We start from the raw sequence: 16,911 nt of genomic DNA, 5'->3' as shown, positions 1-16,911 counted from the left end.
ACACCGGGCGAGCGCGCGCCGCCCTCCTCCCCGCGGCGCGCCGCCCCGGTGCGACCCGGGCGCGTCCCGCCGTGCGGGGGCCGGCGGGACGCGCCCGCGCGTCCGCCCGCGCGTCCGCCCGCGCGTCCGCCCGCGCGTCCCGCCGCGCGTCCGGTCGTGCGTCCGGTCGGGCGTCCGGTCGGGCGTCAGTCCAGCCGGGAGAACCGGCGCGCGGCCCAGGCCAGGCCGAGCGCCGCGAGCCCCGCGAGCATCAGCGCCTCCAGCACGACCGGCGGGTGCCACGACCCCCAGGCCACCGGCGCGAACAGGGACGCGGGCGCGTCGGCCAGGTAGACCGCCATCGTGCGGTGCATCGCGTCCACCGCGTAGGTGAACGGGTTGACCAGCGCGACCGCCTCCATCCAGCCCGGCATCGCCGACAGCGGGAACACCGAGCCGGACAGGAACATCAGCGGGGCCATGAGGACGGTCAGCGCCGTCCCGTACGTCTGCGGCCGGACGACCATCGCCAGCACCACCCCGAGCACGGTCATCGCCAGCGCCGTCAGCGCCAGCTCGGCCGCCAGCAGCACCAGCAGCCCCGGATCGGGCGGCACGCCGATCAGCGCGCCCGCGCCGAGCAGCAGCCCGGCCTGGCACGTCGCGACGGTCGTCCCGCCGAGGCAGATGCCGAGCAGCAGCGTGCCCCGGTGGACGGGCCCGGCCAGCATCTCCCGCAGGAACCCGCTGCGGCGGTCCCACAGGAGCGCCGACCCGACGCGCAGCGCGGGCGCCTGCGACGCCGTCACCAGCGCGCCCGAGAACAGGAACACCTGGTAGGACCGGCTGCTCGGCCCCGCCATCAGCCCGGCCAGCCCGACGCCGAGGATGAACAGGAACAGCAGCGGCTGGAACAGCGAGAGCACGGTGCCCGCCCGGTCCCGCAGGAAGTGCAGCATCTCCCGCCGCCACACCATCCGCAGCGCGCGCAGCTCCGCGCGGAACCCGCCGGACGCGACCTCGGGCGCCGGACGCGGCGCGGGCACCGGCGGCGGCGCGTCGTCCCCGGCCGGGTCGGGCGGCCCCTCGGACGCCCCTTCGGCGCGGATCCGGTGCCCGGTGTGGTGCAGGAACACGTCGTCCAGCGTCGGCGGGGTGACGCGCGCCTCGTAGACGGGCACGTCCAGCTCGGCGAACAGCCGGGGCAGGATCCGGGCGCTGTCGGTCGCGGTGAACGACAGGCCGCCGGGCGTCTCGGCCACGGTCAGCCCGAAGCGCGTCCGCAGCAGCCGCGCCGCCGCCGCGTCGTCGTCGGTGCGCAGGTCCACCCGGTCGGCGCCGAGGACGGCCTTCAGCTCGGCGGGCGGGCCCTGCGCGACGATCCGGCCCGCGTCGAGGATGGCGACGCGGTCGCACTGCTCGGCCTCGTCCAGGTAGTGCGTGGTGAGGAACAGCGTGACGCTCTCGCGCTCGCGGATCCGGTGCAGGTGGCGCCAGACCTGGGCGCGCGACTGCGGGTCCAGGCCGATCGTGGGCTCGTCCAGGAACAGGATCCGCGGCCGGTGCAGCAGCGCCCGCGCGATCTCCAGCCGCCGCCGCATCCCGCCGGAGAACGTCCGGACGAACCGGTCGCGGGCGTCGCTGAGCCCGACCAGCGCCAGCGTCTCGTCCACCCGCCCGGGCACCAGCGCGGCCGGGACGTCGTACAGATCGGCGTGGAAGCGCAGGTTCTCCGCCGCCGTCAGCTCCGCGTCGAGCGTCGACTCCTGGAAGATCAGCCCGATGCTGCGGCGCGCGGCCACGGCGTCGGTGCGGGTGTCGTGGCCGTCGATCTCGACCGTCCCGGCGGTCGGCACGGCCAGCGTGCACAGCATCGCGATCGTCGTGGACTTGCCCGCGCCGTTCGGCCCGAGGAAGCCGAAGCTCTCCCCGGCCGCGACCGACAGGTCCAGCCCGTCCACGGCGGTGACGTCCGGGTACCGCTTGGTCAGCCCCGTCGCACGGATCGCGGGCGAGCCTGTGACCGGCGGCGCCAGGGGAGCATCCGGCTGCACCCTCACCGGCGGGCCTCCAGAGCGTCGGTCCAGGAGTCGGGGACGACGAAGCCGAAGCTCCAGCGGTGCCGCCGGGTCGGGTTGACGATGCAGTGCCAGAACAGCCGCTCCGGCTCCTGCCCGATCCGGAAGAACCGCGCGAGGCGGGGCCGCTCCGGCAGCGTGACCAGCTCGGACGTGCCGGGCCGCTGGTAGCGGAAGAACGACGTGTCGGCCGGGTCGTCGAAGGGCGCGTCGAAGTCGATCAGGTACATGCGCCAGCCCGGCTGCGACTCGTTGGTGTGCCAGAGCCGGTACGACGACGGCGGGTACCACATGCTGCCCGAGAAGCGGACCTCGTCGCCGAAGACCTTCTCCAGCGCCGCCACCGTGCGGTTCTTCGCGGCGAGGTAGCCGTCGTAGGCGGGGTGGTCGACGTGGTCGTCCAGGTTGACGAGGTGGAAGTGGCGGGCGTCGTTCGGGCCGGCCGGGGCGCCGGCGCCCGTCCGCCAGCGCGCGAACTCCGCGCTCGCCGGGGCGGCGGACGTCGAGCGCAGGTCGTCGGCGCGGAAGTCGCGGTCGAACGCGTCCAGGTCGACGGTGTCCGGCCGGATCTTCAGGTGCGGCAGCTCGTCCAGCACCGGCGCGAACCCCGGGATCTCCTCCAGCGCGAACTCGTAGTGGTGGAACCCGGGCACGGGCCGCTCCGCGCGGCGCGGCGCGGGCGGGACGAGCCGGGCGGCGGCGTCGGTGGCCGCCGCCGCGGCCAGGTCGCCGCCGTCGAACGCGAACCCGTGGACGCGCCCGAGCCGGATCATCTCCGCGACCCCGGTCATCGCGCGGAACTGGCGCCGCAGGCCCGGATCGTCGCCGATCACGCGCAGGAACTCGGTACAGGACTCGACGGACACGGTGTCACTCCTTGGTTCGGGCGGGCGGCGGGTCGAGGAGCAGGACGGACGGGACGCGCTCGGGCCGCGCCAGCCGCAGGAAGTGCAGCCCGAACCCGGCCATGCCGAGCATCAGCCCGGGGAAGAACCCGGCCTCGGGACCGGGCCGCGCCTGGTCCAGGTCGCGCCACTGGCTCTGCACCTGGACGTTGGCCTCCAGCCGGAACGCGGGCTGGTCGCGCAGCAGCGCGTACCGCAGGAACAGCTCGGCGTTGCCGGTGCGGCCGTGGCAGAGCGAGTCGTTGGCGAGGCGCGGGTAGTTGCGCATCGTCGCGGTGAGCGCCTGGTGGGCCTCGGTGAGCAGCAGCTCGTCGTCGCCGCCGAGCAGCGCCCAGCTCGCGATGCGGGTCAGGCCGATGCCGGACGCGCCGTTGCACCAGGCGTTGGCGTAGTGGCGCCCGTGCCGGGTCGGGCCGCCCGGGACGGTCCGCAGGTCGTACCAGTCCTGCGCGTCGGGGTCGAAGTGGCGGGTCTCGTAGGCGAACGCGCGGCGGCCCGCGTCGACGTACTCGTCGCGGCCGGTGCGGGTGCCGAGCAGGATCAGCGCCCAGCCGATGCCGGCGCTGCCGTGCGACAGGCCCGTGAGGTCGTCCAGGACGACCCGGGGATCGCTGTTGGACCACGACAGCCCGTCGCCCCGGTCGCGCGCGTGCCGCAGCAGGTGGGCCGCGCAGCGGTGCGCCAGCGCGGTGCCCCGGTCGCCGCCGGTGACGTCGTCCAGCGCGAGCAGGATCGGGATGAGCCCGGCGACGCCGTGGAAGACGTCCAGGTGCGGGTCCCGCTCGATGCGGCCGTCCAGCGTCTCGGCCATCGCGACGGCCTGGTCGAGCAGCGCCCGGTCGCCCCACAGCCGGTGCAGGTGCAGCAGCGTGTAGATCAGGCCGCCGAGGCCGGGGAACGCGCCGATGCGGTCGCGGTCGCCGTCGGCCAGGGCGTGGTCGAGCGCGCGCCGCGCCGCCGTGCGGAACTCCGGCCGCGGGTCCAGGTCGTTCAGGTACGCCAGGAACAGGGCGATGCCCGCCGAGCCGTTGTACAGGTCGCCCTCGATGTCGACCTCGTCGCGGCCGTCCGGCCGGATGATGTAGGAGATCCACGGGGCGGGCGCGTCCGGCGCGCGGAGCATCGCGCACAGCCGCTGGCCGAGGCCCGCCGCCTGCGCCACGCAGGTGGCGGCGAAGTCGCCGCTGGTGACGTCGCCGCCCGACAGCCCGGCCGCGATGTACTGGTCCTGCTGGGCGCGGTTCTCCGGGGTCAGCCGCCGGATCCGCGCGGCGGCGTGCTCCAGCGGCCCGGCCTCCAGCGTCGCGGGGATCACCGCGCGGTGGTCGTGGACGAGCCGGTCGTCGGCGGCGTCCACCCAGAACAGCGGGACGTCCAGCCGCCACATCGACTCCAGCTCGTAGGCGGGGAGCACGCCGTCCTGGTCCCAGTTGCGGGGGAACGTCCGGACGGTGTTGAACAGCAGGTCCACCTCCAGCGGCTCCATCAGGCACTTGGGGTGCCGCGCCGCCGACAGCAACTGCACGTAGATCTGCGTGCTCCAGTTGACGAACCGGACGCGCGTCCCGTCGAACAGGTCGGTGACGCACGCCGCCGCGCGCTCGGGGTCCTCCTGGAACCAGCGGTGGACGCGGCCGAACCCGTCCTTGATCTCGGCCACGAAGTCCTCGGCGCGGGTCAGCTCGTCGCCGACGAACACCCGGTTCGCGGCGCCCGGCTCGACGCGCAGGCCCGTCCGGTGCGTGACGGACGCGCTGAACGACAGCGGCCGGTCGTCGACCTTCGGGATCGGCATCGGGATCTCGTAGGCGTCGCCGCCGGAGTAGCCGCTGAGCCGCATCCCGGTCTCGGCCGCGTCGGGGGCGGCGGGCCACTCGATCAGGCCCGTCTTGAACACCGAGTCCATCAGCGTCCCGGCCGGGCGCGGCTGGCCTTTGGGGAGCGCGCCGAGCACGGTCTCGCAGTCGCAGATGAACGCGTGCCCGTCCGCGACGAGGACGTTCTCGAAGTGCAGGTCGCCGCCGCCGAGCACGTAGAAGATCGCCAGGTAGCCGCCCAGCTCGGTGTAGACGCGGGCCGCCTCGGCGCGCGTCGCCACCCGGTTGCGCCCGGACGGGATCAGCGCCTCGTACCCGTACCCGTCGCGGGGCAGCACGGCGCGCTCGGCGAAGCCCACCACGCCGTCGGCGCGCAGCCGCGCGAGCAGGCCCTGCAGCGCGGCCTCGCCCCGCACGCAGCGCGGCTTGTAGACGAACGGCGCCGGGGTGCCGTCGTCCAGCTCGGCGTCCACCATGACGACGCCGCGCGCGCCCGCGTGCGCGTCCGAGCCGCCGAGCCCGATGTCGCGGACGGCGCCGAGCGGACGGCCGAAGAACGCGTCCCCGATCGCCGCCGCGTCCGCCCGCAGCCGCACGGCCAGCTCGCGGCCGTGCGCGGCGAGCAGGTCGGTGACGTGCGCGAGCCAGCGCCCGAGGACCGGGTACTCCAGGTAGAAGCGGTGGTAGGACGCGGCGTCGGCGAACGTCTTGTCCAGGTAGGCGAGGTAGTCCTCGCGGGTCGAGGTCTCGGGGTCGATGTCGCGCAGGCGGCAGTAGACCTTCGCGTCGGCCTCCACGGCCCAGGCCAGCGCGAGCGCGAACCGATCGAGCAGGTGCTCCTGGAAGGCCGCGACGACGCGCGGCGCGATGGCGAGCCCGCCCGCGTCGAGGACGGACGTGAGGCGGCGGCCCAGCTCGACGAGGAACGGCTCGCACGCGATGGCGAGCCTGCCGTAATACACCTCAGGCTCCCGCCAGCCCGCCGCCGCGTCGGCCGCGCCGTCGGCGTCCGCGTCGAAGGGCCGCTGGAACGCGTCCAATGCGCCCCGATAGGTCGGCAGCCAGTCGCCGTGCAGGTCGGCCAGGGCGCGGCCGAGCGGCCCGTCGGCGTCGCCGAGCGCCCGTTCGTGCCGCCGGTAGGCGGTGAGGACGTCGGTCAGCGACGCGCCGGTGTGCCGCGCGGGACCGCCCTGGCGGCGGCCCTCCTTCGCGAACCGCTGCGCGAGGCGTCCGGCCAGCCGGTCGATCTTCCAGGCGTCGAACGGCTCCAGCGGGCCGGTCGCGGCGGGCGGGGGCAACGCGGCGACGATCCGCGCGCGCTCGGCCAGGGTGGCGGCGCGGGCGGCGATGTCCGCGGGGTAGCTCGGGTTCACGCGCGCGGCTCCTCGGAAGGACGGGGGAGGGAACAGGCCGGTGGGCCGACGCGAGGCCGGCCCACCGGATGGGGCGCCCGGCCTACGCGGCCGGGGTGGTGCGGTCCGTCAGCCCGACGTCAGCCCTTGGTGGTGCCGTCGCACGCGAAGGTGAACGGCCCGGACGTACACGTGCTGGAGCACGCGTAGGCGTCCACGGCGGCGACGCCCTCGGTCCAGTAGTTGAGGGACGCCTCGTCCTGCTGCTCCACCGACTCGGGGACCGTGCCGGCGGCGACGCCGAAGACCTCGGGGTTGTCGAGCAGTTCGGCGCGGAACTCGGCGTCCGCGGCGGCCTGCCGCAGAATGGTGCTCGGGGACATGGTCTTTCCTCCTTTGTGAATTTTTACCTGGTTCGCCGGCTACTGGATCTTCTCAGTGGCCAGACGTATTCCGAGCCGCCGTTCGATCTTCTGCATCTCCTCGACGGCGGCGTCCATTTTGGCCTTGTTGTTCTGCCACGCGACCAGCTCCATCTCCTCCGGGGAGATGAGGTCCGGATCCCAGAGGGACTCCAGCCAGGTCTTGGTGGTCAGCGGGTGGAGGTCGCGGACCGGGCGGATGCGGCCCGGCAGGCTCTCCTCGTTGATCGACAGCGCGATCGTGAGGGCCTCGTGCAGCTTGCTCCCCGGCGGCAGCAGCTCGCACAGCACCATGAGGTGCTGGAGCTGGCGCACGGTGTCGATGTTGCGGTGCTTCGTGAGATCGCTGTCCGGCTTGGGTCCAGACCTCATGCGAATGCCCCCTTCCGGGCAGGGATCGGCGGGCGGAGCCCTGTGGTCGCGTTGGGGCCGTGCTCCGGTCGTGGTCCGGTCGTGCGTGGTCGGGGGTGGGACCGGGCGGCCACTCTCTGTATGTCCGCTGTCGCAGTCCGCAACCACGGATAAACGTCAAGGGTTAGTCAAGAACACTTCTTTGGTCTTAAAAATGATCATGAGAAAAGGAAATTCTGCCCCGGAATCGCGTCACGGAGCGCCCTCTTCTCCGACAAAGACCGACAACTTCCCCCTTGACATTCCGGCCGCGCTCTCAGCCTTTGACGGCACCGGAGAGGACGGCGCGGACGATGCGCGGGCCGAGGACGGCGAAGAGGGCCAGGGGCGGAAGGACGGCCACGGACGCGCCCGCGAACATCAGGGCGTAGTCGTTGTAGTAAGCCGTCGCCAGGTTGTTCAGGGACAGCTGGACGGTCGGGTCGTCGGGGCTGAGGACGACGAGCGGCCAGAGGAAGTCGTTCCAGGTCTGCGCGAAGGTCAGGAGGCCGAGGACGCCCGCGGCGGGGCGCAGGACGGGCAGGACGACGTGGCGGTAGACGCCGAGGGTCGTGCAGCCGTCCACGCGGGCCGCCTCGATGAGGGCGTCGGGGACGTCGCGGGCGGCCTGGCGCATCAGGAAGACGCCGAAGCCGGTGACGAGGAAGGGCACGGTCACCGCCTGGAGGCCGTCCTGCCAGTGCAGCCGCAGCATGATCAGGTAGAGCGGGACCACGCCCGTCTGGACCGGGACCATCATCGTCGCGAGCACCGTCAGCAGCAGCGCGTCGCGGCCCCGGAAGCGCAGCTTGGCGAACGCGAACCCGGCGAGCGACCCAAGCAGGACGGTCCCGAGCGCCACGCAGCCCGACACGAGCACCGAGTTCAGCAGGCCGCGCGCGAAGTGGGCGTCGGGGTTGGCGAACAGGCGCCGGACGTTCTCCGCGAAGTGCCCGCCGGGCAGCAGCGGCGGCGGGACGTCGGCCGCCTCCGCGCTCGTCCGGGACGCCACGACGACCATCCAGTACACCGGCGCGGCCGTCAGCAGCAGGGCTACCGCGAGGGCGATCCGCGTCAGCGGGCCGGCGCGGCGGGCCGTCACCGCGCGCCGCCCGTCCGGCGCCGCAGGACCAGCGCGTTGAGCAGCGCGAACGTGACGATCAGCAGGAACAGCGCCCACGCGACCGCCGCGCCGTAGCCGTACCGGTCCTGCCCGAACGCGCTCTCGAACAGGTACATCGTGACGGTCTGGAACTGGTGCTGCGCGCCGCCGTCCATCCGGTGCGCGCCCGCCGCGCCGAACAGCGTCGGCTCGGTGAACAGCTGGAGCCCCCCGACGGTCGAGACGACGGCCGTGAACACGATCGTCGGGCGCAGCAGCGGGACGGTGATCGTCCAGAACCGGCGCGCGGGCGACGCCCCGTCCAGCGCGGCGGCCTCGTACAGCTCGCGCGGGACGGCCTGGAGCGCGGCCAGGTAGATCAGCGCGTTGTTGCCCGTCCAGCGCCAGTCCACCATCGCGGCGAGGGCCGTCCAGGACGCGAGGCGCCCGCCCTGCCAGTCGACCGGCGGGACGCCGACCAGGCCGAGCAGCCCGTTGACGAGCCCGTGATCAGAGTCGAACAGCTGCGTGAAGACGAGCGCGACCGCCGCCGTCGCGGTGACGAGCGGCGCGGCCAGCGCGACGCGGAGCGCGGCGGCGCCGCGCAGCCGCCGGTCGAGCAGGTCGGCCAGGACGAGCGCCGCGAGCAGCTGCGGGACGGTCGACAGCGCGAAGATCCCGGCCGTGTTCACCACGGCGTGCCAGAAGTCGGCGTCCGTCGCGAGGTAGCGGAAGTTGCCGAGCCCGACCCACCGGCGCGTCCCGGACCCGAGTTCCCAGTCGTGCAGCGCCATCCACAGCGTGAACAGCAGCGGGAACGCCCCGAACGCCAGGAACAGCAGGAAGAACGGCGCGACGAGCAGGTACGGCGTGGACCGGCGCATCAGCGCGCGGCCTTGGCGGCGGCCCGGACGGCGCGGGGCCAGGCGTCGCGCGCCGCGAGCCGGCCCTGCCCGACCGAGAGCAGGACGTCGTCCACCGCGACCCGGACGTCCTCGTTGCGCGGCCCGAGGTACACCGGCCGGACCCGCGCGGCGACGGCCCCGAAGATCCGCCCGGTGGGCGCCCCGCCGAAGAAGGCGTTCGCGCTGCCCGCGACGACCGGGTCGCGGGCCGCCTGCGGCGAGGACGGGAACGTGCTCCGCGCCCGGAACGCCGCGACCTGGCCGTGCGGGCTCGTCAGGAACGCCGCGAGCGCGGCGGCCCGCGCCGGATGCCGGGTCTGCCGGGGCACCGCGAGCCAGGACCCGCCCCACGAGCCGGCCCCGCCGGGCGCGGTCGCGACGTCCCACCGGCCGCGCCCGCCGGAGAACGCCGCGAGCCCGCCGAGCATCCACGCCGGGCACGGGACGGTCGCGAACCGGTCGCGGCGCAGCGCGGTCTGCCAGGACGGCGTGAACACCTGGAGGTCGGCGGTCAGCCGGGCCCGCTCGAACCGCAGGGCCGTCGCGAACGCCGTCCGGACGGCCGGGTTGGACGCGAACACGAGCCGTCCGCTCCGGTCGAAGTAGGTGAAACCGGGCCCGCGCCCCGCCTCCTGGAGCAGCGCCGCGCGGAACACGGCGGTCGGGCCGTCGAGCCACCGGACGCCCGGCAGGCGGCGCTCGAACGCCAGGCCCGTCCGGTAGTAGGCGTCCCAGGTCGGCCAGAGCCGCGCGACGGCGTCCCGGGCGGTCGGCAGCCCGGCGCGGGCGAACAGGTCCGGCCGGTAGCAGAGCGCGAGCGGGCCGATGTCGGTGCCGAGGCCGACGAGCCGCCCGTCGGCCGCGACGCCCATGCGCCACTTCCACGGCAGGAAGTACGGTTCCAGCGCCCGGCCGCCGTACGCCGACAGGTCCACGAACCGTTCGGGCCGCCGCAGGAAGGCGGGCAGCAGGCCCTCTTCGAGCGCGACGACGTCCCCGGCGCCGTGGCCGGTGGCGATCCGCTGCCGCAGGCGGGGCGCGTAGTCGTCCAGCACCGAGATGCGACGCTGCCGGACGCGTATCTCCGGATGCGCCGCCTCGTACTCGCGGTACAGCCGCTCGTAGCCGAACTCGCCGAAGAGGTCGACGGTGAGGAGCGTCCGGCCGTCGCCGGGCGCGCAGCCCGCCGCGAGCAGCGCCACGGCGGCGAGTCCCCTGAGCATCGCGTGCCCCTCTCGTGAGCGTTTCCCACAGGAGAGGCCGCGACGAGCACCGCCGTCAACGCTCCGTGACGGAACGGTCACCTTCCCACCAGGCGGCCGTGTCCGGCGGCAGCTCCAGGACGCCGCCGGACGCCGTCACCGGCCCGCTGGCGAGCAGCACCGGCCCGGCGGCCACCCGCACGGGCGCGGACCCGGCGTTCACCGCGCACCCGAGAGCCCGGCCGCCCGCCTCCCGGACGAACACGAGCACGCCCGGAGGCGCGTCGAGCCAGCGCGGCGGCGGCCCGTCGCCGAGCGCGGGATGCTCGCGCCGCAGCCGCAGCGCGTCCCGGTACAGCGACAGCGTGGACGCGGGGTCGCCGTCCTGCGCCGCGACGGTCAGCGACCGCCACTCCGGCGGCATCGGCAGCCAGCTCGTCCCGGTGGAGAACCCGAACGGCGGCGCGTCGCCCGACCACGGGATCGGCACGCGGCACCCGTCGCGTCCGGCGCCGTCCCCGCGCCGGGCCTGCGGGTCGTGGCAGACCTCCGGCGGCAGGTCCAGGACCTCGGGCAGCCCCAGCTCCTCGCCCTGGTACAGGTACGCCGAGCCGGGCAGCGCGAGGGTCAGCAGCGCGGCGGCGCGGGCGCGCGCGAGCCCCGCCGCCCCGCCGCCGTACCGGGTGACGTGCCGGTGGACGTCGTGGTTGGACAGCACCCACGTCGCGGGCGCGCCGACCGCCCCGGCCGTGGCGAGCGACGCGTCGATCGCGGCCCGCAGCGCCCCGGCGTCCCACGGCGTCGTCAGGTAGTGGAAGTTGAACGCCTGGTGCATCTCGTCCGGGCGGACGTACAGCGCCAGCCGCTCGTTCGTCGGCGCCCACGCCTCCGCCACGCCGATCCGCCCGCCGGGGTAGGAGTCGAGGATCCGCCGGAACGCGCGGTGCAGCTCGTGCACGCCGTCCCGGTCGAAGTACGGCACGTCCAGGCCCTGGTCGGGACCGGCGTCGGGCAGCCCGGCCGCCTTGACCATGCCGTGCGCGACGTCGACGCGGAAGCCGTCCACGCCGAGGTCCAGCCAGAACCGCAGGACGTCGGCGAACTCGTCCCGCACCTCCGCGTTCGACCAGTTCAGGTCCGGCTGCTCGGGCGCGAACAGGTGCAGGTACCACTGCCCGTCCGGGACGCGGCGCCACGCCGGCCCGCCGAACACCGACCGCCAGTCGTTCGGCGGCTCCGAACCCTCCGCGCCGCGCCCGTCCCGGAAGACGTACCGGTCGCGCTCGGGCGATCCGGGCGCGGCGGCGAGCGCGGCGCGGAACCACCGATGGGCGTCGGAGGTGTGGTTCGGGACGAGGTCCACGAGGATCCGCAACCCGTGCGCGTGGGCGTCGGCGACGAGCGCGCGGGCGTCGTCCAGCGTCCCGAACACCGGGTCCACGTCGCGGTAGTCGGCGACGTCGTACCCGAAATCGGCCATCGGGGACGGGTAGAACGGCGTCAGCCACAGCGCGTCCACGCCGAGCCGCCGCAGGTAGGGCAGCCGGGACCGGACGCCGGGCAGGTCCCCGACGCCGTCCCCGCCCGCGTCGGCGAAGCTGCGGACGTACACCTCGTAGATCACCGCGTCCCGCCACCACGAGCCGGCGGGGACGGACGGGGGCTGCGTCATCGGGGGCCTTTCGGTCGGGGGCACCCCTCCACCCTCGCGGGGATCCGAGTTGTCGTCCATGCGCGGGTTGCGGGACTCTGCACGGATGCTCGAATTCCCCGCCCACACGGTCCTGTCGGTCGTCGTCGGGTCCCGCGCGTACGGCCTCGCCACCGAGGACAGCGATGTGGACCGGCGCGGCGTCTTCGCCCTCCCCGCCGAACGCTTCTGGCGCCTGGACAAGCCGCCGACGCATCTGGACGGCCCCCGGCCCGAGCAGTTCTCGTGGGAGATCGAGCGCTTCTGCGCGCTGGCGCTCGCGTCCAACCCCACGGTGCTGGAAGTGCTGTGGTCGCCGCTGACCGAGCACGTCACGCCCGTCGGCGCCGAGCTGCTGGCCGTCCGGGACGCGTTCCCGTCGCGCCGCGCCACCGAGACGTTCCTGCGCTACGCCGACGCCCAGTTCGCCAAGGCGAAGGCCGGGCTGCGCGGCGGCGGGGCCTCGCGCTGGAAGCACGTCATGCACATGCTGCGGCTGCTCATCAGCGGCAACCACCTCGCGCGGCACGGCGAACCGCTCGTGGACGTCGCCGAGCACCGCGACCGGCTGCTCGCCGTGCGGCGCGGCGAGGTTTCCTGGCCGGAGGTCGAGGCGTGGCGGGACCGGCTCGTCGCGGCGTGGCCGGACGGCGCCGCGCTGCCCGCCGAGCCCGACCGGGCGCGGGTGGACGACCTGCTGGCGTCCGTGCGGCGGCGGAGCGTGCGCGCGTGAACCCGCTGCCCTCCGGCCTGGCCGACGCGCTGACCGGCGCCCACCCCTACCCGCGCGCGTTCGTGACCGTGAGCGGCGCGCACCTGTACGGCTTCCCGTCCCGCGACTCCGACGTGGACCTGCGCGGGATGCACCTGCTGCCGCTCGCGGACGTCGTCGGCCTCGCCGAGCCGCCGGAGACGTTCACCCGCATGTGGGACCACGACGGCGTCGAGGCCGACGTCGTCACCCACGACCTCGCGAAGTTCTGCCGGCTGCTGCTGCGGCGCAGCGGCGACGTCCTGGAGCAGCTCGCCTCGCCGCTCGTCGTCGCGTCGTCGCCGCTGCACGAGGAGCTGCTCGGCCACCTGCCCGGCATCGTCACGACGCGGTTCGCCCACCACTACCTCGGGTTCGGGCGCGGCCGGTGGCGCGCGTTCGAGGAGACCGGACGGCTGAAGCCGCTGCTCTACGCCTTCCGCGCGCTCGCGACGGGCGTCCACCTGATGCGGACCGGCGAGGTCGAGGCGGACCTGACCCGGCTCGCCCCCGAGTACGGCCCGGCGTACCTGACCGAGCTGATCGCGGCCAAGCGGGAGGCCGAACTCGGGACGCTCCCGGCGGACGCCCCGTCCCGGGCGCGGCTGGCCGCCGACGTGGCCGCGCTCGCCGACCGGCTGGAGGACGAGCGGGACGGTTCCCCGCTGCCCGACGAACCGCCCGCCCGCCCTGACCTGCATGCCTTTGTTGTCCGGATACGCCTGGCAATGCAACGGTGACGTAGGGCAAGCGGAGGTCGACGGACGGCAAGGTTTGATTCAAGGCCGCGTGGAACCCGTGATCCGCCCGTGCCGTGTGCCCCACGATCTCCGGGTGTGGCCGGTGGGCCGACGAACGAACCCCCGGTCCGAGACGTAACGCGGAATGGAGAACACGTGCTCAAGCGACTGCTCGTCACGGGCCTCATCGGCGCGGCGGGCCTGACGGCCCTCACCGCGGGCCCGGCCCAGGCCGACGACCCGAAGACCAACTCCCTCGTCAACGTCCAGTTCTGCCGCGACCTGGACGTCGCGGCGCTGGGGGCGGTCCTCAAGAACCTGCTCTCGGTCGTCGACGAGCACGGCGACTGCTACAACGGCTCCGCGGTCACCAACCAGCACAGCCAGATCAACGTGCACCGCGACGGTGACAAGTACGAGCACGGCAAGCCGCACAAGCCGCACGACCCGCACGGGCTGCCCAACACCCGCTGACGTCCGGCCGGCCACGGGGCCGCGGCGAGCGCGACGCTCGCCGCGGCCCCGCCCGTTTTCCCGGCGTCAGAGCGCGAAGCGCAGGGTGGCGGCGGTGCCCGCGCCGTCGGTCAGCTCGCTGAACCCCGCGTCGCCGAGGACGGCCGAGCGCAGCATCAGCGGCGTCGCCGGGGCGTGCAGGGCGCCGTCGGCGGCGGCGGGCAGCGCGGAGGCGACGGTCGCGAGCGCGCGCGGCTCGTCCGGCGACCCGTACAGCCACGGCTCCCCGTCCCGCTCGGCGCCGAGCAGCAGCGTCTCCACCTGGCCGTCGGTGAGCGCGCGCAGCGTGCCGGGCGCGTTGTCCACGGCCGTGCCCTGCGAGATGCGGTCGTGGAAGTCGTCGATGACGTCCTCGCGGCTGCGGGCCGTCACGTCCTCCAGCGCGGCGTCCACGGACGCGCGCAGCGCCCCGGCCGCGTCGTGGTCGGCGCGTCCGCCGGGCAGTTCCACGACCGGCGGTTCGAGCGCGTCCAGGTGGGCGCGCAGCAGGCCGATCGCGCGCTGGTCGCCGCCCACGAACACGACGGCGGCGCCGACGTCCCGGACGGCCCGCGCCACGTCCTGCGCGACCTGCTCGGCGTTCTTCTCCCACACGTTCTCCGAGTGCCGCTGGTAGTGGCTGCTGGCCATCCCGCCGCCCCGGACCTTGTGGACGTGCAAAGTGCCGCCGTTGAAGAACCGCGCCGTCGCCGGGTCGGGCACCGCGACGTCGTAGGCGAACACGTCCGCGCCCTCGCGGTCGACGGCCGCCACCACGTAGGGGAGCAGCCGGCCGCGGTCCAGCACGAGGTCGAACGGGTCGGGCACGGGCAGCCAGGACGCGCGGTCGCGGACGGGCGGGCTCGCCATCGTGTGGACGGCCAGCACCTCGCCGTCCGCCGCGAACACCGCCTCGCCCTGCGGCCCGCCGATCCCCCGGACGCCCCCGGCCACCGACTCCATCGCGTCGAGCGTCGCGTCGTCCGCGCCCTGCCGCGCGAGGTCCTCGCGCAGCGCCCGCCAGCGCAGCTCGATCATCTTCTCCGCGTCGGGCGTGTCGCGCGTGGTGTCCAGGCAGGCCGACGCCACGGGTCCGCCGGACTCGTACAACGGTCGAAGGAAAGCGAGGTCCATGCGGTACCGATACACGTCTGGCGTCCGGTTAATCGCTGTTCGGCCTGGAATCTGATGCCCGGTTGCCACCATTTTGCGAGCCTCGCCCGTGCATTCTTGATCTTGCCTTGGGTTACCGGCACCACGGTCGCGGACATCCCCGAAGCGTCGGCGGCGACCCGGGGAGGGCAGGACCATGCACATGACGGCCCGGCTGCCCGTGCGGTTGCGCCTCGGCAAGTTCACCGTCTTCGCGTCGGTCGCGACCGCCGCCGGCGTCCTGTCCTGGATCGGCGACCCGGCGAAGGGCCCGGTCTGGACGCGGATCCTCGCCTGGTTCGGCGCCCTCGTGTTCTGCGTGGCCGGGCTCGCGGCGACGTTCCGCCTCGGCGAGGAGACCCGCCGCGTGACGCTCTCGGTGCTCGGCGACTCCCGCGCCGGGCTCGCCCGCGTGTCGGTGGTGCTGGTCGGCGGGATGCTCGTCATCCTGGTGGCGCTGACGCTCGTCCGGGTGCCGATCGGGCAGCTCATCCTCGGCGGCGCGGTCATCGGCGCGCTGCTCGGCATCGCGGGGCAGCAGACGCTCGCGAACGTGTTCGCCGGGATCGTCATGCTCTACGCGCGGCCGTTCGCGATCGGCGACCAGGTGACGATCCGGTCCGGCCCGCTCGGGGGGCCGCTGGTGGGCGTCGTCCAGCAGATCGGCCTGCTCTACGTCGAGATGGACAGCAAGGAGGGACGGGTCTCCGTCCCCAACACCCAGATGCAGCTCGCCGCGATCACCCACCACGCGCCGGACGTCGACACCTTCTCCGACGACCCGGCCGAGAACGCCTAAAGCGTGGCGTCGACGGCGGCGGGCGCGAGGATGCGGTCCAGCACCATCGCCGCGCAGCCGATCAGGCCCGCCGCGTCGCCGAGCGCGCTCGGCTCGATCCGCAGCCGGCTCGTCGCCGGGGCCGTCGCGCGCCGGTAGACCTCGGCCCGGACGCCCGCGACCAGCGGCTCGTAGGCGCCGGTGAGGTCGCCGCCGAGGACGACCAGCTCGGGGTTCAGCAGGTTCACCGCGCCCGCGATGACGGTGCCGATCCGTCCGCCCGCCTCGCGGACGAGCGCGACCGCGTCCGGGTCGCCCGCGCGGGCCAGCGCCGACAGCGCGGCCAGGTCGGCGGCGGGGGAGCGGGCCAGCAGCGCCGCGCCGCCCGCGACGGCCTCCAGGCAGTCGGTCGCGCCGCACCGGCAGGGCGCCCCGCCGCCGCCCGCGACCGCGATGTGCCCGATCTCGCCCGCCGCGCCGAACGCGCCGCGCTGGATCCGCCCGCCCATGATCAGCCCGGCGCCGATGCCGGTGGACAGCTTGACGAACAGGACGTCGCCCGCCCCGCGCGCCGCGCCCGCGTGGTGCTCGCCGAGCGCCGCCGCGTTCACCTCGTTGTCCAGGAACGCCGGGACGCCGAACCGTTCGGCGACGGCCGGGGACGGGTCGAAGCCCGCCCACCGGCCCGCCTCGACCGCGTCCGGCACGCCGAGGCCCGCGCCGCGCACCGGGACGCGCGGGGCGTCGAGCTTGGCGAGCAGGTCGTCCCAGCCGTCCAGCAGCCGGGGCAGCGCCGCCGCCGGGGACGCGCCGGGCGGCAGGTCGGCGTCGGCGCTGAGGACGACCCGGCCGGCGAGGTCGCAGACGGCGAGCTGGCCGCGCGAGTGCCCGAGGTTGGCGACCAGGACCGTCCCGCCGGACGCGTCGAACTCCAGCCGCGCGGGCGGCCGGCCGCCGGTGGACGGCCCGTCCGCGCGCTCGGTGAGCAGCCCGGCGGCGAGCAGCGCGGCGACGCGCGCGGCGACGGCGGGCCGCGACAGGCCGGTGACGCGGCCGAGTTCGGCGCGCGTGCCGATGCCCTCGACGCGGACGAGGCGCAGCAGGTCGCCGCCGGTGGCCGGACGTCTGGTCATGCCGCCAGTGAAGCACGGCCGAA

The 16,911-nt window shown here is 74.8% G+C and carries 15 protein-coding genes; 4 read left to right on the top strand and 11 right to left on the bottom strand.

Annotated elements, in window-relative coordinates; translation table 11 throughout:
- Window positions 1-185: 185 nt before the first annotated feature.
- From GQ466_RS31820 to GQ466_RS20415, 9 genes are all read right to left on the bottom strand, one after another.
- Window positions 186-2,039, bottom strand: a complete 1,854-nt coding sequence (locus GQ466_RS31820; RefSeq protein ID WP_161104597.1) for an ATP-binding cassette domain-containing protein — start codon at window positions 2,037-2,039, stop codon at window positions 186-188.
- Window positions 2,036-2,923: a Nif11 family protein gene (locus GQ466_RS20450; RefSeq protein ID WP_161104596.1), complete on the bottom strand. Its 888-nt coding sequence runs from the start codon at window positions 2,921-2,923 to the stop codon at window positions 2,036-2,038. Before GQ466_RS20450 ends, GQ466_RS31820 begins: the two co-directional genes overlap by 4 nt.
- A 4-nt stretch (window positions 2,924-2,927) precedes the next feature.
- A complete protein-coding gene (locus tag GQ466_RS20445; protein WP_161104595.1) occupies window positions 2,928-6,152 on the bottom strand; it encodes a type 2 lanthipeptide synthetase LanM in 3,225 nt (1,074 codons plus the stop codon).
- 119 nt (window positions 6,153-6,271) lie between these two features.
- Complete coding sequence (locus tag GQ466_RS20440) at window positions 6,272-6,514, bottom strand: cinnamycin family lantibiotic (RefSeq protein WP_161104594.1); 243 nt, start codon at window positions 6,512-6,514, stop codon at window positions 6,272-6,274.
- A gap of 39 nt (window positions 6,515-6,553) precedes the next feature.
- A complete protein-coding gene (locus GQ466_RS20435) occupies window positions 6,554-6,925 on the bottom strand; it encodes a DurN family substrate-assisted peptide maturase (RefSeq protein WP_161104593.1) in 372 nt (123 codons plus the stop codon).
- A 295-nt stretch (window positions 6,926-7,220) separates the two neighbouring features.
- Window positions 7,221-8,045 (bottom strand): carbohydrate ABC transporter permease, encoded by an 825-nt coding sequence (locus tag GQ466_RS20430; protein ID WP_337193555.1) that lies wholly within the window; start codon window positions 8,043-8,045, stop codon window positions 7,221-7,223.
- On the bottom strand, window positions 8,042-8,929 hold the full coding sequence (locus tag GQ466_RS20425; RefSeq protein WP_161104592.1) for a carbohydrate ABC transporter permease: 888 nt from the start codon (window positions 8,927-8,929) through the stop codon (window positions 8,042-8,044). Before GQ466_RS20425 ends, GQ466_RS20430 begins: the two co-directional genes overlap by 4 nt.
- On the bottom strand, window positions 8,929-10,173 hold the full coding sequence (locus tag GQ466_RS20420) for an ABC transporter substrate-binding protein (RefSeq protein ID WP_161104591.1): 1,245 nt from the start codon (window positions 10,171-10,173) through the stop codon (window positions 8,929-8,931). The genes GQ466_RS20425 and GQ466_RS20420 overlap by 1 nt, the downstream gene beginning before the upstream one ends.
- 55 nt (window positions 10,174-10,228) lie before the next feature.
- On the bottom strand, window positions 10,229-11,824 hold the full coding sequence (locus tag GQ466_RS20415) for a glycoside hydrolase family 13 protein (RefSeq protein WP_161104590.1): 1,596 nt from the start codon (window positions 11,822-11,824) through the stop codon (window positions 10,229-10,231).
- 85 nt (window positions 11,825-11,909) lie between these two features.
- Between GQ466_RS20415 and GQ466_RS30935 the strand changes: the two genes are divergently transcribed.
- From GQ466_RS30935 to GQ466_RS20405, 3 genes are all read left to right on the top strand, one after another.
- On the top strand, window positions 11,910-12,575 hold the full coding sequence (locus tag GQ466_RS30935) for a nucleotidyltransferase domain-containing protein (RefSeq protein ID WP_202420817.1): 666 nt from the start codon (window positions 11,910-11,912) through the stop codon (window positions 12,573-12,575).
- Window positions 12,572-13,333 (top strand): nucleotidyltransferase domain-containing protein, encoded by a 762-nt coding sequence (locus tag GQ466_RS30930; RefSeq protein WP_337193554.1) that lies wholly within the window; start codon window positions 12,572-12,574, stop codon window positions 13,331-13,333. The genes GQ466_RS30935 and GQ466_RS30930 overlap by 4 nt, the downstream gene beginning before the upstream one ends.
- A gap of 156 nt (window positions 13,334-13,489) precedes the next feature.
- Window positions 13,490-13,807: a hypothetical protein gene (locus tag GQ466_RS20405; RefSeq protein WP_202420816.1), complete on the top strand. Its 318-nt coding sequence runs from the start codon at window positions 13,490-13,492 to the stop codon at window positions 13,805-13,807.
- A 66-nt stretch (window positions 13,808-13,873) separates the two neighbouring features.
- Here GQ466_RS20405 and GQ466_RS20400 read toward each other — a convergent pair whose 3' ends face one another.
- The gene (locus GQ466_RS20400; protein ID WP_202420815.1) at window positions 13,874-14,959 is read right to left on the bottom strand and encodes a baeRF2 domain-containing protein; all 1,086 of its coding nucleotides are present in this window, start codon (window positions 14,957-14,959) and stop codon (window positions 13,874-13,876) included.
- Between the two features lie 175 nt (window positions 14,960-15,134).
- Here GQ466_RS20400 and GQ466_RS20395 point away from each other — a divergent pair, with 175 nt between their 5' ends.
- Window positions 15,135-15,776, top strand: coding sequence for a mechanosensitive ion channel domain-containing protein (locus tag GQ466_RS20395; RefSeq protein ID WP_161104589.1), 642 nt, complete (start codon window positions 15,135-15,137; stop codon window positions 15,774-15,776).
- Here GQ466_RS20395 and GQ466_RS20390 read toward each other — a convergent pair.
- Entirely contained in the window at window positions 15,773-16,888 is a 1,116-nt protein-coding gene (locus GQ466_RS20390) for an ROK family protein (RefSeq protein ID WP_161104588.1), read from the bottom strand. The genes GQ466_RS20395 and GQ466_RS20390 overlap by 4 nt on opposite strands.
- Window positions 16,889-16,911 lie beyond the last annotated feature (23 nt).

Origin of the sequence: Actinomadura rayongensis (assembly GCF_009831215.1) — a bacterium.
Classification (GTDB): domain Bacteria; phylum Actinomycetota; class Actinomycetes; order Streptosporangiales; family Streptosporangiaceae; genus Spirillospora; species Spirillospora rayongensis.
The sequence above is the reverse complement of the archived record's forward strand: the minus strand, read 5'-3'. Positions and strand labels throughout refer to the sequence as shown.

Coding starts and splice junctions, on each gene's coding strand:
- GQ466_RS30935 (WP_202420817.1), top strand. CDS start 11,910: ATGCTCGAATTCCCCGCCCACACGGTCCTGTCGGTCGTCGTCGGGTCC.
- GQ466_RS20400 (WP_202420815.1), bottom strand. CDS start 14,959: ATGGACCTCGCTTTCCTTCGACCGTTGTACGAGTCCGGCGGACCCGTG.
- GQ466_RS20420 (WP_161104591.1), bottom strand. CDS start 10,173: ATGCTCAGGGGACTCGCCGCCGTGGCGCTGCTCGCGGCGGGCTGCGCG.
- GQ466_RS20395 (WP_161104589.1), top strand. CDS start 15,135: ATGCACATGACGGCCCGGCTGCCCGTGCGGTTGCGCCTCGGCAAGTTC.
- GQ466_RS20425 (WP_161104592.1), bottom strand. CDS start 8,929: ATGCGCCGGTCCACGCCGTACCTGCTCGTCGCGCCGTTCTTCCTGCTG.
- GQ466_RS20390 (WP_161104588.1), bottom strand. CDS start 16,888: ATGACCAGACGTCCGGCCACCGGCGGCGACCTGCTGCGCCTCGTCCGC.
- GQ466_RS20415 (WP_161104590.1), bottom strand. CDS start 11,824: ATGACGCAGCCCCCGTCCGTCCCCGCCGGCTCGTGGTGGCGGGACGCG.
- GQ466_RS20435 (WP_161104593.1), bottom strand. CDS start 6,925: ATGAGGTCTGGACCCAAGCCGGACAGCGATCTCACGAAGCACCGCAAC.
- GQ466_RS20440 (WP_161104594.1), bottom strand. CDS start 6,514: ATGTCCCCGAGCACCATTCTGCGGCAGGCCGCCGCGGACGCCGAGTTC.